The organism is Pseudomonas sp. FP603, from assembly GCF_030687415.1.
Lineage (GTDB): Bacteria > Pseudomonadota > Gammaproteobacteria > Pseudomonadales > Pseudomonadaceae > Aquipseudomonas > Aquipseudomonas wuhanensis.
Genome location: NZ_CP117431.1, coordinates 4,174,830 through 4,188,286 on the forward strand (window position 1 = coordinate 4,174,830; position 13,457 = coordinate 4,188,286).

General features: G+C 61.9%; 14 protein-coding genes. 2 read left to right on the forward strand and 12 right to left on the reverse strand.

Translation table 11 applies throughout. The features are described from left to right. Positions 1-335: 335 nt before the first annotated feature. On the reverse strand, positions 336-875 hold the full coding sequence (gene thpR, locus PSH65_RS19065; RefSeq protein WP_305421768.1) for an RNA 2',3'-cyclic phosphodiesterase: 540 nt from the start codon (positions 873-875) through the stop codon (positions 336-338). Between the two features lie 126 nt (positions 876-1,001). Here thpR and PSH65_RS19070 point away from each other — a divergent pair, with 126 nt between their 5' ends. Continuing rightward, positions 1,002-1,196: a hypothetical protein gene (locus PSH65_RS19070; protein ID WP_305421769.1), complete on the forward strand. Its 195-nt coding sequence runs from the start codon at positions 1,002-1,004 to the stop codon at positions 1,194-1,196. Between the two features lie 13 nt (positions 1,197-1,209). Here the strand turns inward: PSH65_RS19070 and PSH65_RS19075 are convergent, their stop codons facing one another. Together PSH65_RS19075 and PSH65_RS19080 are read right to left on the reverse strand one after the other, a co-directional pair. Continuing rightward, positions 1,210-1,563 carry a DUF1428 domain-containing protein gene (locus PSH65_RS19075; protein ID WP_305421770.1) on the reverse strand — a complete coding sequence of 118 codons (354 nt, stop codon included), beginning with the start codon at positions 1,561-1,563 and terminating at the stop codon, positions 1,210-1,212. A 16-nt stretch (positions 1,564-1,579) separates the two neighbouring features. Further along, on the reverse strand, positions 1,580-2,737 hold the full coding sequence (locus PSH65_RS19080; RefSeq protein WP_305421771.1) for a hypothetical protein: 1,158 nt from the start codon (positions 2,735-2,737) through the stop codon (positions 1,580-1,582). Positions 2,738-3,081: 344 nt separating this feature from the next. Here PSH65_RS19080 and PSH65_RS19085 point away from each other — a divergent pair, with 344 nt between their 5' ends. Then, positions 3,082-3,351 carry a hypothetical protein gene (locus PSH65_RS19085; protein WP_305421772.1) on the forward strand — a complete coding sequence of 90 codons (270 nt, stop codon included), beginning with the start codon at positions 3,082-3,084 and terminating at the stop codon, positions 3,349-3,351. Here the strand turns inward: PSH65_RS19085 and PSH65_RS19090 are convergent. From PSH65_RS19090 to PSH65_RS19130, 9 genes are all read right to left on the reverse strand, one after another. Further along, positions 3,312-3,902 (reverse strand): hypothetical protein, encoded by a 591-nt coding sequence (locus tag PSH65_RS19090; protein WP_305421773.1) that lies wholly within the window; start codon positions 3,900-3,902, stop codon positions 3,312-3,314. The genes PSH65_RS19085 and PSH65_RS19090 overlap by 40 nt on opposite strands. Next, the gene (locus PSH65_RS19095; RefSeq protein ID WP_305421774.1) at positions 3,856-4,245 is read right to left on the reverse strand and encodes a glycosyltransferase; all 390 of its coding nucleotides are present in this window, start codon (positions 4,243-4,245) and stop codon (positions 3,856-3,858) included. Before PSH65_RS19095 ends, PSH65_RS19090 begins: the two co-directional genes overlap by 47 nt. A gap of 307 nt (positions 4,246-4,552) precedes the next feature. After that, a complete protein-coding gene (locus PSH65_RS19100) occupies positions 4,553-5,185 on the reverse strand; it encodes a glutamine cyclotransferase (RefSeq protein ID WP_305421775.1) in 633 nt (210 codons plus the stop codon). Positions 5,186-5,235: 50 nt separating this feature from the next. Next, complete coding sequence (locus PSH65_RS19105; RefSeq protein WP_305421776.1) at positions 5,236-6,456, reverse strand: helix-turn-helix domain-containing protein; 1,221 nt, start codon at positions 6,454-6,456, stop codon at positions 5,236-5,238. A gap of 89 nt (positions 6,457-6,545) precedes the next feature. Next, on the reverse strand, positions 6,546-7,340 hold the full coding sequence (locus tag PSH65_RS19110; protein WP_305421777.1) for an energy transducer TonB: 795 nt from the start codon (positions 7,338-7,340) through the stop codon (positions 6,546-6,548). Next, on the reverse strand, positions 7,337-7,783 hold the full coding sequence (gene tolR, locus PSH65_RS19115; protein ID WP_305421778.1) for a protein TolR: 447 nt from the start codon (positions 7,781-7,783) through the stop codon (positions 7,337-7,339). The genes PSH65_RS19110 and tolR overlap by 4 nt, the downstream gene beginning before the upstream one ends. 13 nt (positions 7,784-7,796) lie before the next feature. Beyond that, the gene (gene tolQ, locus PSH65_RS19120; RefSeq protein ID WP_305421780.1) at positions 7,797-8,507 is read right to left on the reverse strand and encodes a protein TolQ; all 711 of its coding nucleotides are present in this window, start codon (positions 8,505-8,507) and stop codon (positions 7,797-7,799) included. 96 nt (positions 8,508-8,603) lie between these two features. Further along, positions 8,604-10,517 (reverse strand): phytase, encoded by a 1,914-nt coding sequence (locus PSH65_RS19125; RefSeq protein WP_305421781.1) that lies wholly within the window; start codon positions 10,515-10,517, stop codon positions 8,604-8,606. A 63-nt stretch (positions 10,518-10,580) separates the two neighbouring features. After that, positions 10,581-13,109: a TonB-dependent receptor gene (locus PSH65_RS19130; RefSeq protein ID WP_305421782.1), complete on the reverse strand. Its 2,529-nt coding sequence runs from the start codon at positions 13,107-13,109 to the stop codon at positions 10,581-10,583. Positions 13,110-13,457 lie beyond the last annotated feature (348 nt).

Here is a 13,457-nt window from a genome sequence, read left to right on the forward strand (position 1 = left end):
ACATTCAACATCATTGGTGACTGACCCACCGCTTTCGCGGGCAAGCCCGCTCCCACAGGTATCTGCTTCGATCAAAGGATTTGTGAACGACACTGATCACTGTGGGAGCGGGCTTGCCCGCGATGGCGGTCGTGTAGTCAACATGGAATCCGGCTCCCACAGGGGTGATGTATCGGATACAAAATATTTGAGCACCACAGACCAATGCAGGACCGAGGTGTTCTCTCCTTTTCCGTTCACGCAGCGCCTTACCACCGCTGCACTCCTCTCTAAAGAACGGCTTCACCTGGCTTCCTCGGTTAAGGTGAACTTCAGGCGCCCTCGGGCGCCTTTTTTTATGCCGAGACCAGCGGCCATTCGGCCAGCGCCCGGTACCGGCCTTTATGGGATTCGAACAAGGTGAAGCGGTCAGCACGCAGGAAAAACTCTGGCGGCGTAGCGGATTCGGGGACCGGCGCCCGGTAGTCGCGCATCAGGGTCAAATGCGGGCGAAATTCCCGGCGGGTGTCTTCAAAGCCGAACGGCAACATGGCCTGCTCCAGCGCATACACCAACTGCAGCAACTGCGGTTCTGCCTGCGCGGGCGCCAGCAACAGAACCCCGGAGCGACGCCAGACTTCCAGACGATCAAGCACAACCGTCAACGGCACGCCGGGCATCCGCACATTGGCGGCGGCCTCGCAGACGCCCGCTATCTGCGCCATCCCCACCGTGCCGAGAAACAGCAGCGTCAGATGAAAGTTCTCCGCCGGCACCGGGCGCCCGACGTTGAGCGCCAGCGCGCCGCGCCATTGTGCGATGGCCCGGCGTTGTTCGGGGGCGCAGTTCAGGGCGAAGAACAGCCGCTTGAACGGCTCGCGGGATTCATCGCTCATGTCTGCCACCTCAAGGCTTCGGGGACCCTTTGATTTTACAAAGGGATACCACGCCAGCAAGTGCATTTCTGGCACCTGCCGACATGCGCGTTATAGTTGAAGCAACCGAATCGACGGGAGGGCGCCATGCGTCAGATCATCAGTAAAGAGCCATGGTGGGCCGTGCCACCGAAGCCCGGCCAGGATGAGTTCGAGCTGGAATGGGGCTGGCTGGTTCACTACAACGAAGGTGAGCCGCGCTTCGAGTTCATCAAAGAGCGACCGTCGGACAGCGAAATTCGTAATCGCAAAAGCTGCAGGACCACCCCGACGCCGGAATGACCCTGCTGCCACTTCAGGCTTTGACGAGCATCTCGAAACCGCCAAATATCGCCCGCTGGCCGTCGAACGGCATCGGATTGACGTCTGGTTGCATCCGCGGATCGCTCATGAGTTTCGCCATCCCGGCATCACGGGTAGCCTTGTCGGGCCAGACGATCCAGGAAAACACCACGGTTTCGTCTTCCTTGAGTTTTACCGCCATGGGGAACGAAGTCACTTTGCCATCGGGCACGTCATCGCCCCAGCATTCGGCGAGGCTGAGTGCACCGTTTTCCTTGAAGATCGCGGCGGCGGATTGCGCGTGTTGCTTGAATTTTTCGCGGTTGGCGGTGGGTACTGCAGCGACGAAGCCATCGACATAAGCCATGATCGTTCTCCTCGGGTTATGGGGTGATCCGCTGGGTAGTCGAATCAACGTGGCTAAAATCGACAGATCCCGCGTTCTGATCGACCGACGGCTCGACTTGCTGTTCAACCGGCTGTTCAACTGGCTGTCCGACTGAATGTTCAACTGACTGTTCAACTGACTGTTCCACTGATTCTTCAACTGGCTGTTCGATGGTGGCGGCCAGGCTGCCCTCGATCTGCCTGGCCATGTACAGCGTTCCGGCCATGACGCCGGTGGCGGGGTTATTCACCAGCTTCACCCATGCCTTGTCGAATGAATTGCCCAGACTGCTGCGAATCAGTGCCTCGCTATCGGGCCGGTCGTTGGCCTGAATAATCGCGCGCACCCCCGCCACACCCAAGGAAATCAACGCCCCGGCCGCCTTCCCTGCCACAGCCGCCACCGCGCTGGCCGCCCCTCGGGGGGCCATTTCGGCTTGTATTCGCTTACTGGCACGCTTGGCCACCGGCGCCATGCCGGCGTCCGTCGCAGCAATGCCCTTCTCGCCGCCCGCCGTGTGGATCTTCTCGATCAGCGCCAGGTAGGCCGGTAATTTGCTCAGTTCGGCATGCACCACCTGGTACAGCGAAGCGTCACGGGTGGACGGTGGGCCCAGCGAAATAGCCGGAATTTTCTGGACACGACTGTTGAGCTGCGCCATGGGCACGCCATGACGCTTGGAAATAACGTCGAGTTGCTGACCCATCAGCTGCACATAAAACTCTGTCGCCTGGCCGAGGATCGCGTCGGGATCGATCTCCACCGCCACTGGTTCCAGCACCCGCCGGTGATATTGCTCCAGCAGATAGGCCGCCAGGCGTTGGGTCGTTGCATCCTGCTCGTCCCCGGCATTGATGGTGTACCAGCTGACTTTCATCGACAGCCATTCCTGGGTCCAGTAGCTGCTGAACCAGGGGATGAAGACTTCTTCGGTCTGCTGGTAAACCCGCGTGCGCCAGTGCTCCATGGACCCGCGGGCGTAGACCCTGGCCTGTTCGGTGGCCTGTTGCGAAGCGGCGACAATCTCCCGGTCCACCTGCTGCCAGGTGCTCTGGGACACCACCACCGGCACCACGATTACCGGGACAGGCGTGGGCGTGGCGCATCCCGCCAATATCACTAACACAGCGACGATCAGCGAACGCAGGTTCAAGATCGCGGCGTCCTACGGACTTCGCCGAACGGAGTGTTCGACGCTAAAAAGCGTACTGATTTGAGTATAGGTCGGGGGCGGGGGCCGTCCGTCAGATGAATGGATGGCGCCCTCAAGACCACCGAAGATCGCCACCATCATTCACATCAATATTCACCATCGCCGCGAATGCCTTCCGCAAAAAAACCGTCAGGTGCAGGATTAATCCCATCCCAATCAAACCCCGCACCGGAGGGGCAAATCATGTTGATCCATCTCCTGACCTGCCTGGCCCTGACGGCCGTCACCCTGACCCTGTTTTCCCGCTTCGTACTGGATATCGGTCAAACCCAGGAGCCGAAATCATGATTCACTCCGTCAGCCTAGCCGTGAGCTTCCCGGTGTTCGACAGCAACTATTATTCGCAGCAAGTCGTGTCTCGCAAAGCAGTCGCGCTGGTATTCGACGAGCACTTCGAGGCCTTGCTGATGCCGGCAGCAACCAACCACTTCAGTAACGAAGTGGTTGGGCTCAACGATCAGTTCCGCTTTTTGAATGATGTGCTGGTTGAGCATCTGCTGGAGACTGAAATGGCTCAGCATTGGTCACGGTCGGGACAAGCGTTCACCTTCTGACACGCTGGCGTCCATCTTCCTGACTGGTACTCAAGATCCGCACCGGGCCCTGACGATTGAGAACCTCGATCATGACGTTTTCCCCCGAGCGCCTGAGCATCAAGTCCACAGATTCCCCCCCCCACAGCCAAACGCCGCAAGGCGATGGTGTCCAGAAACGCCGGGAGCACCGGTTCGTCGAACAGGATGTTGAACTTCCTCGGACTGAAGCTCATCCCCAGACATGACTGAATCATCGAAGCCTGGGAAGACGCGACAGTGCGCACGCCCCAGCCAGATAAGGATGAGCGGTCCATCAGGGCGCTGACGACCGATGCCGCGCGTTCCGGGTAAGCGACGCCCGCGAACAGGGCATGACCGGCATTGGAGGTACGGATTCGACAAGGCTTCTTGTTGCCGTCCAGAGCCAATACATAAGTACCCAGCTCTTCGTCGAAAAAGTGCGTATCGAATTCTTCGCGCAAGCGTTGAGCCTTGTATTTCAGGCGCTGGGCCCGCTCCGGCTCACCCAGCCGACGGGCGATTTTGGCGGCACCGGTCCAGACGCCCATGAAGCGTGGTCACGCTGCGCCCGGCCAAGTGTCGAATCAACGGAAAATGGAAGATATCGACATGAAAATGCATCACGTCGAATTGATCCGCCTGCCGCAGGACTTGATCAAGCATCAGGATGTGATGAGGCGCCCCGTCCTTGATGCGTGGATCGAACCGCAGGGCCTGGTGCGCGCCTGACTCCAGACGTGCCGAGGTTTGCGAATCGCCGCTGGCGAAGAGCGTGACATCATGGCCCTGGCGCACCAGTTCTTCGGTCAGGTAAGACACGATCCGCTCAGTGCCACCGTACAAACGGGGCGGACAACGTTCGGTGAGCGGCGCGATCTGAGCGATCCTCATGGAGAGGCCCTCCGTTATGGGGTCGAAGGATAATGGCCTCCAGCACCTCGGCGTTTCCTCTCGTTCAGCTCTGGTGGCCCTGTCCTCGATTGACGGTACGCCTGCTGCAACAGTTCCATCCGGTTATACGACCTAATCCTGTAGCCGCTAACTTTCCGCCATAAGTTATACACCCCGGGGCTCACCGGTCGCCGCTCTCAAGACTTCTGAGCAACTGGCCCAGACCATCGGCAAAACAGGTCGGCTCCGTGCACCGAAAACGTTCGAGCAAACGCTGGTTATCGGCCCGGACTTGCACCGCAAAGGCTTATTCAGGCCGGCGCACCGCCCTCACCTTCCCGCTGTTGCCGCCGCCACAGAAAAACCGGTCGTGGCCATCGAACTCGAGCCCCGACACCCCGATGCCAGCTGGCATCTGGACGCTCTCCAGCACCTCGCCCGTGGCCGGATCGACTCGCCGCAACTCACTCTCGTCACTTTCCCAGGTGCCGTGCCACAGATCGCCCTCGACCCAGGTCACCCCGGTGACGAAGCGGTTGGATTCAAGGGTGCGCAGCACTGCCCCGGTCTGGGGATCGACCTGATGAATCTTGCGCTCGCGATATTCGCCGACCCAGAGCGTCCCTTCGGCCCATGCAAGCCCCGAGTCACCGCCGCCGCCGGGCGCGGGGATGGTGGAGAGCACACGTCCGGTCTGCGGGTCGATTTTCTGGATGCGATCCTCGGCGATCTGAAACAGGTGCTGACCGTCGAAGGCTGTACCGGCATGGGCCGCGACATCGATCGAGCGCAGCGTCTTGCCACTCGCGGGGTCAAGGGCGTTGAGTTTGTCGCCGGAGGCAAACCAGACGCGCTGACCGTCATGGGTAACGCCATGCACGCTGTCGACGCCTGGAAAGGGTCCGTATTCGCGGATAATTTGGGCTGTTGAATGTTTCATGTCTTGCTCCTCATTTACTGACTGCATTCACTGGGTGGGTGAAGTGGATGCTAGTCATTGGGCAGCAACCCAGTGAGTAACAATACCGTCGCGAATCCCGGAACCTGCGGAGTCATCCAGCGACGGGCCCGGCCGTGACCGAATGACTGCACCTTGCCGGCAGCCGCCAGCGTGTCGAGGGTTCGTTGCACGGTGCGCTGACTGGCGCCAAGCGCCAACGCCAGGGCCGAGCTCGACCACGATTCGCTGTCGGCGAGGAAGGCGAGCAGCGTCGCATGTTGCTCTTCGACAGGCCGCGCCAGCACCACGACGTCACGCGCAACGCGCGGCACCAGCGCAAACCCTCGCCGGGTCGCGACGACATCGGCGATCAGGTGCAGCGCCGCGCGCAGCCGCCCGAGTTCGACGCGCAACCGCGCACGATGAGAGTCATCCGCGAACTTCATCCGAAAGGCACGCGCAATCAGCGTCTCCCTCGGCACGTCGGCGGGCCATGCTTCGCCTAGCGCTCGGGCGAGCGCGAATAGCACCGGCCGCCGGGCGAGTGAAACCGACGAGCCTGCATCGCGCACGACATACCGGCACGCGTCCACGACCAGCGCAGGGGATGCCAATAACGCTTCAATTTCATCGAGCAGCATCGGACGTTCCTGGCCACCGACAATCAGCCGCGCCGCCGGCGTGTCGAGGATGCGGGCGGCGCTTTCGACCTCTGCCGTCAACGCGGGGATAGCGGCGTGTTGTGCGGCGCGCTCGGCCCGTTCGAGTGCAACGCGCGCCGCTTTTGTTTGCAGGCGACGCATCGCGATGCCCGCCACGACCAGTTCGTAGGCCGCTCTCGATGCGGGTGGTAACGACGTTGGATCGAGTTCGGCGAGCCGGTGTTCGGCCTCGTCGAGGTGCCCGATCAGCAGCAAGCGGCGGATCTCGAGGTACCGTGCATGGGCGGCGTTGACCCAGTCGCCGTGCGCCTGAAGCGTCGCCCGCGCGGCGTCGAGTGCCTTGGTTGGCCAGTTCAGATCCCGCGAGGCGAACGCGATCTCGGCCTCGGCGACGACACACCGCGCCCGGGCCAACGCCTCTTTCGGCCCGAAAGCACGTGCGGCGCTGCGCACCAGTGTCTTCGCGCGCACAAGGTCGCCCAACTGCGCCATCGCGATGCCGCGAAGCGCGAGGGCTGGCGCATCGTCGCGCAAGGCGATGCGGTTCAGCGCACCGAGGGGATCACCCGTTGCGAGCGCACGGGCCGCCGCCGTGATCAGCGAATCCATCTGAAGCGCGCCACCTGTCATCCCCCCCCCACCGATCGATGCCCGCTGATCAGTCTATCTCACGACCGCCGATCCGCTATGGGAGCCGCTTACTTGATCCGATAGTGAAAGGTATTGCGCACGGCCGGCACCGCAACCGCGTGGCCGTCAACGATTCTCGGCTGGTAACGGAAGGTGTTGGCGGCGGCCAGCGACGGACGCATGAACAACGGATGGCAACCGTCCAGCACCTTGGGGTTCTCGATGTTGCCTTGGGGATTGACGGTGTATTCCACGGTGCAATCGCCTTCGATGTTTTTATCCAGCGCCCGTTGCGGATAGTCCGGCGCGTCCTTGCTCAGGGGCAGGTATTGGCGGCTGTCGGCAGCCACTTGGGCGGCCTGCTGACGCGCGCGTTCGGCGGCCAAACGCGATTGTTCGGCGCGTTGTGCCTGCTCTTGGGCCTGGCGCTGCTGTTCGAGGTCATGAGTACGTTTTTCTGTCTCCTGACGCTGGCGTTGTTGCTCGGCCTGGAGTTCGCGTTTTTTGTCTTCGATGCGTTTGCGCGCAAGAACGGCCTGTTCAAGTTTTTGCGCCTGGATCTGCGGATCGATCGCAGGTTTGACGGGCTGGATGGGCGCCTCGGCAACCGGTTCCGGCGTCGGCGCTGCAACCGGTTCAGGCGCCTGTGGCTGCGGCGCCGGTGGCAGCATCACCAGTTGCGTTCTCAACACCGCTGGCTGTTCGATGGGCGGTTTCTCCAGCGACCAGCCGTGCACCAACAACGCCAGCACGATGGCATGCACCCCTACCGCCAGGCTCGCCGCCAGACTGTTTTTCCAGAACCCGCTGCGGGCAGCGCCCCGCAACGTCATGGATGGACCGGGCATGATCATCGCCGTCATCGCGGGGCCTCGGTCACCAGCCCGAGATTGCTCACACCGCCCTGCTGCAATGCCGCCATGGCTGCAACCACGCTGCCGTAACCGACGTCCTTGTCGGCGCGAATGTAAACCTGAGTGTCACGGCGTTCGGCAACGATTTGCGCGACCTTGGCGCGCATCTCGTCGAGCGCCACCGCACTGTCGGTCTGGTGCTGCGTATCCAGTTCACCGCCGAGGTTCCAGTAGTAGCCGCCCTCGGCCTTCACCGACAGGGTAAGGATTTGCTGGCGGGTATCGGTGGCCAACGCTTCACTGGCGACCTTGGGCAGTTCGATCTTCACGCCCTGGGTCAGCATCGGTGCGGTGACCATGAAAATCACCAGCAGCACCAGCATCACGTCGATGTACGGCACCACATTCATTTCGGCCTTGGGCCCGTGCTTGCGTTGCGGTCTGACGAGCATCTGCATTCTCCTTTCAGGCTGCGACGGCCAGGTTCATCGGCGTGCCATGCAAGGTGCGATGCAAGCGCACCTGTAGTTCATTGCCGAAGGCGTAGTAGCGAGTCAGCAGGGTCTGGCTGCGCGCCGAAAAACGGTTGTAGGCGATCACTGCCGGGATGGCGGCAAACAGGCCGATGGCCGTGGCGATCAGGGCCTCGGCGATGCCCGGGGCCACGGTGGACAGCGTCGCCTGCTGCACCTGGGACAGGCCGAGGAAGGAATTCATGATCCCCCACACCGTGCCGAACAGGCCGATATAAGGGCTGACGGAACCGACCGTGGCGAGGAACTGCAAGCCCTTCTCCAGGCGGACTTCTTGCTCGCTGATGGCCACGTACAACGCCCGTTCAACGCCTTCGAGCACCACGTCGGCCGCGTTGCCCGAGTGCTGCCTGAGGTGGCTGAACTCCTGAAACCCGGCATGGAAAATCGGCTCGACACCGGCTTCGCTGTCAGTGCTCTGTGCGGTTTCGCGGTACAGCGGCAACAGGTCCGCAGTGCTGCGAAAGCGCTGCATGAAGCCGTTCAGCTGCCGCTCGCGACGTTGCAGCACGCCGCTGCGCTGGATGATCAGATACCAGCTGAGCACCGACGCCAGTAACAGGATGAGCATGACGGCTTTGACCAGCAGGCTGGCGTCACTGATCAGGCCCCAGATGGTCATGTGTTCCAGTGTCGCTTGCATGGTGAAACTCCTTGTCTGGCGCTCTCGGGCCGTCGATGCGCGACGGCCGTTGAGCTATTCGATGAAATAGTGATGACAGGTTGATGACTGGCCGGGTCAGGGCAATTTCAACGCCTTGGTGACCTCGGCCCAGGGCACGAATTTGAAGTTCTGGGTTTGCTCGGGCATGCGTTTGCGGCCGTCCTGCACCACCAGCATGCCTTGGCTCCAGGGACCGCCGAGGTTGGCCGAAGTGACTTCCAGGCCATCGGTTTCCGAAGCGCCGTCGATACCCGCCGCCGCGTTCAGCCCGACGCGGAATGCACCGCGAGACGCAAACGGCGGTTCGGCATCGAGCACCACATAGCTGTCGTTGCCCTGGCTTGAGATCACCAGATAGTCCTGCGCCGCGCTTTGATAGAGCGCCAGCCCTTCCACATCCGCCTGCAACTGCGCACCGACCTTGATCACGCTGCTGAGTGTCGCTGGCTGATCGGCGCGGGCGTCCACCGCCCACACGCCGACATCCTCTTCGCCGAGAAACAGGCGCTGGCGCTGGTCGTCGGCAACACAGCCTTCAGGTTGGCTGTCGACCTTGAACTGGCGCACCAGCTCGCCCTGTACGCTGCCGTTCGGCGCGCTCAAGCGGTATTGCAGGAAGGTGCCGTCCTTGCCGTTGACGATTGCGTAGATTTCGCCGCTGGCCGGTTGAAACAGGCAGATGCCGTAGATGTCCTTGAGCGGCGTGGGGATCTCCCCGGCTTCGCGCAACTCACCGTTGGTGCGGTCGATGCTGAACAGGCTGAGGCTGTTGTGATCGCGATTGCTCGCCACCGCGAGGTCGACGGTCTGCTGACCAAGCTTGAAATTCGGCCGTATATCGACGTTGTTCAGCCGCCCCACCGGCAACTCCTGCAACAGCTTGCCTTGCAGGTCATACGCCATCAGCCCCTGCTTTTTATTGGTGCCCAGCACCCGACTCAGGGCGGGTTGCTGCGGATGAATCCAGATCGCCGGATCATCCGCGGCATCGCCCTGGCGCCCGACCGGGTCGCTTTGGCTGATTGCCTTTACGTTCGCCAGCACCGGCGCCAAGGGCATCGGCGTGGTTTGCCAGTTGAGTTCGCCCTGATACAGACGACCGTCATCATCGTCGCGCAGCAGTACTTGCAAGCCTTTGGCCGTCGGGCGCAGGGCGAGGTTTTCCGGTTCCTTCAAACCCGGCAACGCCAAGGTGGCCTGAGCCGTCCAGCGTTCACCCTGCTGCTGATAGAGATGCAACTGCGCGACTTTCGGATCGAGTCCTACGATGCCACCGGGCATCAAGGCCATCGCACCCGCAGCCTGTTTGATCTCGCCGAACGGTTCGCGCATGGCCACCGGCGTGCGCGTTACATCGGCTTCGGCATGCGCCGGGTAGGCCCACCAACCGACGTTCTCCTCATTGACCACCAATTGATTGGCCGCGTCGTCGACCTGGCAGAACTGTGCCGATGGCGGCAGCGGCAGACCGCGCACCCGTTGCGGTTGCGGGTTCAAAGTGGCGCCGTTGCCCACCAACCATTGCTCACCCTTGCCCTCCTCGCCCACCAGAAACAGGAACAGGTTGCCGGCTTCGTCGCGGTACAGGCACAAGCCGTTTACCGGGTAATCCCGCGTTGGCAGATACACCGGTTGCCCCCAACTGCGCTTGGCCGGATCGAGGCTGACCAGCAGCGCTTGTTGACGGGCGTTGTCGAGGCTGGCCACCAAGACGTGTTGGCCGGCGGCGCGGCTGTCCAGGCTGCTGAACGAACCTTTCAGCCGCGCCAGCTCCTTGCCTTGCGCGTCGAGCAGCAGCAAGCCGTCGCGTTCGCTGGCGGCCAGGCGTTCAGGACCGGTGCCGGCGGGCAAAAACGCTACCGCGTCCACCGCCAGGTTCGGCGCCCAGGGTGTGAGGCTCAGGTTCGGCGCGGCCGCCATGGCCTGGCCGATGGTCAAGCTCATCAGGGTGGTCAGCAGACCCTGTTTGGGTAACCACGAAATACTCATGAACAGGCAAAGTCCTTGTCGTGCATCCATCAGGGCGGCAGCACCGGGCTGCCGCCCCGGGGCTTAAAAGTGGGTGAAGGTCAGGCCGAGCTTGTAGGTCGGGCCGTATTCTTCGTATTGGCCGTTGTAGGAGCGGTTGCCGGTGTAGACGAAGTACGGCTCGTCGGTGAGGTTCTGCGCCTCGAAGCTGACTTGCAGGTTCTTGGTCAGCGAATACCGCGCGCTGAAATCGACGAAGGTCTGGGCATCGACGTGCAGGTCATGGGCCTTGTCGTTGATCGAGGCCAGCTCAAAGAGGTAATCGGATTTGTAGTTGGCCGACAGACGCAGGCTCAGCTTGTCGTCTTCCCAGCCGAGCATCAGGTTGCCGACGGTGTCGGACTGATTGGGCAAATCGATGCTGCGCTTGCGGTTGATACCACTGGCGGCGTCGAAGCCTTCGATCTCGGCATCGGAGCGGCTGAAGGTGGTGTTGGCGCCGAGCAGCAGACCGTTCCAGGGCGCCGGCAACCAGTCGAATTTCTGCGAGTAGGCCAGCTCCAGGCCATAGAGTTTGGCGCTGTCGCCGTTGGCGAACGTATGGGCCTCGGAGAAATCGGCCCAAGCACCGGTGCCGGCCAGGTCAGTGTTGTAGACGAAGTTCTTGATGTCTTTGTAGAACACGAACGCCGAGACCGTGCCGGCATGGCCCATGTAGTGCTCGATGCCCAGGTCGAGGTTGCTGGATTCCAGCGGCTTGAGGTCCGGGTTGCCGAAGCTCGCCTCGTCATCGTCGATGACAAAACCCGGCGCCAGTTGACCGAACGTCGGGCGCACCACGGACTTGGTCCAGGCCGCGCGCACCTGGGTGTTCTTGTCCAGTTGATAGCGCGCATGCAGGCCCGGCAACCAGTGGTGATAACGGCGTTTGGTTTCGGTGGACTGGAACTCGCCGTCGGTGGCGCCGGTGCCTTTGGCTTCGAACTCGGTGCCTTCGTAGCGCAGGCCGGCAATGAAACGCCAGTCATCGATATCGATGGTGTTCATCAGGTAGCCGGCGTTGATGTCCTCGCTGATCTTGAAGTCGTTGACCCGCGATTCGGTCTCGTCGTAGAAGTCCGCCTGGTTCAGGCCACCGATCAACTGCTTGATGGCGCTACCGCTGATGCCCGGGCCGAACTGGCCGAGGCGATAATCCACGGTGCCTTTCTGGAAGCGGCTGAGGTTGAGCTGTTCATCGCTGAAACCCAGATCGTCGAAATCTTCATAGACCCAGGCGTCGAGGTTGTTGTCTTTGTTGCGGCGGCTGACCTTGCCGCCGAATTTGACCTGGGACGCATAGCCGCTGAGGTCGTAATCGCGGGCCAGGTCCAGGCGCAGGTTTTTCTCGGTGTCGGTGGTTTTCTGCTTTTCCCAGTCGATCTTGTCGAGGCTGAAGTTGTCCGGGTTGTAGAAGCCCTGACCGATGATGGGCCGCGGCTTTTCGGTGTCGTAGAAACCGCTGTCGGCGAAGTCCTCGGTGCCATTGAACGCGGCGTTGGCAATGTGGCCCGGGCTGTCCTCGCTGGAGCGGCTGTAGCCGGCCTGGCCGCTGAGGGTCCAGAGGCCGAACATACGCTCGCCGCCCAATACGTAGGACTGGATTTCCTGAGTCTCTTCCCGCTGCTTGAGTTTGCGGGAGCCTTCGGCGTCGCCCAACTCCCCCGCCGCCAGCGGGTCGGCGAATTCGAGGCTGGTGGAATTGCGCGTCTCGCTGTCCTTGTAGCGGCTGTACAGGGTGCGCAGGTAATAGCTGCTGAGGTCGTCGGGTTTGTAATCGAAGTTCAGGCCGCCACCGGAGCGTTCACGGCGGATGTCGTAATCGCGTTGCTCGAACTCCTGCAATTTGGCGCTTTGCTCGAAGTCCCAGGCGCCGCCGGTTTCAACGTTGTCCGAGCCGAAGTCGCGTTTCTGCCAACTCAGCGCGGCGGCGACGCCGAAGTTGTCGATGCCATCGCCAAGGCTGAAGCGATCACTGATGGCGCCGGAAAATTTCGGGCTGGTCTGGTGAGTATTCTTGTCGTAACTGGCTTCGCTGCTGCCGGTGTAGAACAGCCCTTTGTGATCGAAGGCCGAGAGGCTTTTCACATCCACGGTGCCGCCCAGGGAATTGGCGTCCATGTCCGGGGTCAGGGTTTTGATTACCGACAAAGACTGCACCAATTCCGAGGGCAACACATCGAGGGCCACGGCCCGGCGTTCGCTTTCCGGCGATGGCACCAGCGTACCGTTGATGGTCACGCTGTTCAGATCCGGACCGAGGCCGCGCACGCTGACAAACCGCCCTTCGCCCTGGTCGCGCTCGACGCTGACGCCCGGCAGGCGCTGCACCGCTTCGGCAACGTTCTCGTCCGGCAACTGCGCCACGCCGTCGGCATGCACCACGCTCTTGATGCTGTCGGAACTGCGCTGCTCCTTGAGCGCCTGATCAATGCTCGCCGCCTGGCCCACCACTTCGACGTGTTCGGTGTTCGCCACGGCTTCGGCGGCGCTCAGGCGTTCACTGGCGATGGCCATGGCCAGGGCGGTGAGCGTGAAGCCGACGACTCCGGCGGTGCTGCTGCGCTTGTACATGAATGTCCTCCCCCAAGAGTCCGTTAACGCCAGGCAAGAGGCCCGGCAACTGGGAGGGCACGCTAGGGACGGGGGATGACGGTTCTGTGACAGGGGGTGGCGGGAGGTGAGGTAAACCGGGGTTTTGCGGGGTTTCGGGGAGGGAAGTGAGCTGAAATGACTTGTTTGCATACGATCGATACGGACTCTGTGGCGAGGGAGCTTGCTCCCGCTCGGTCGCGCAGCGGCCGCATGGGTTTTGCCTGACCCACTGAAGTTGGGGAGCGCTGCGCACTCCAGCGGGAGCAAGCGCCTTCGCCACAGGTCCTCACTCGCCAGAAAATTCCACAGGACCATGAGCTGATTCGA

Bases quoted from the DNA above. Each gene is read 5' to 3' on its own strand.
- thpR (WP_305421768.1), bottom strand. From the start codon at position 875: ATGAGCGATGAATCCCGCGAGCCGTTCAAGCGGCTGTTCTTCGCCCTG.
- PSH65_RS19070 (WP_305421769.1), top strand. From the start codon at position 1,002: ATGCGTCAGATCATCAGTAAAGAGCCATGGTGGGCCGTGCCACCGAAG.
- PSH65_RS19075 (WP_305421770.1), bottom strand. From the start codon at position 1,563: ATGGCTTATGTCGATGGCTTCGTCGCTGCAGTACCCACCGCCAACCGC.
- PSH65_RS19085 (WP_305421772.1), top strand. From the start codon at position 3,082: ATGATTCACTCCGTCAGCCTAGCCGTGAGCTTCCCGGTGTTCGACAGC.
- PSH65_RS19090 (WP_305421773.1), bottom strand. From the start codon at position 3,902: ATGGGCGTCTGGACCGGTGCCGCCAAAATCGCCCGTCGGCTGGGTGAG.
- PSH65_RS19095 (WP_305421774.1), bottom strand. From the start codon at position 4,245: ATGAGGATCGCTCAGATCGCGCCGCTCACCGAACGTTGTCCGCCCCGT.
- PSH65_RS19100 (WP_305421775.1), bottom strand. From the start codon at position 5,185: ATGAAACATTCAACAGCCCAAATTATCCGCGAATACGGACCCTTTCCA.
- PSH65_RS19105 (WP_305421776.1), bottom strand. From the start codon at position 6,456: ATGGATTCGCTGATCACGGCGGCGGCCCGTGCGCTCGCAACGGGTGAT.
- PSH65_RS19110 (WP_305421777.1), bottom strand. From the start codon at position 7,340: ATGACGGCGATGATCATGCCCGGTCCATCCATGACGTTGCGGGGCGCT.
- tolR (WP_305421778.1), bottom strand. From the start codon at position 7,783: ATGCTCGTCAGACCGCAACGCAAGCACGGGCCCAAGGCCGAAATGAAT.
- tolQ (WP_305421780.1), bottom strand. From the start codon at position 8,507: ATGCAAGCGACACTGGAACACATGACCATCTGGGGCCTGATCAGTGAC.
- PSH65_RS19125 (WP_305421781.1), bottom strand. From the start codon at position 10,517: ATGAGTATTTCGTGGTTACCCAAACAGGGTCTGCTGACCACCCTGATG.
- PSH65_RS19130 (WP_305421782.1), bottom strand. From the start codon at position 13,109: ATGTACAAGCGCAGCAGCACCGCCGGAGTCGTCGGCTTCACGCTCACC.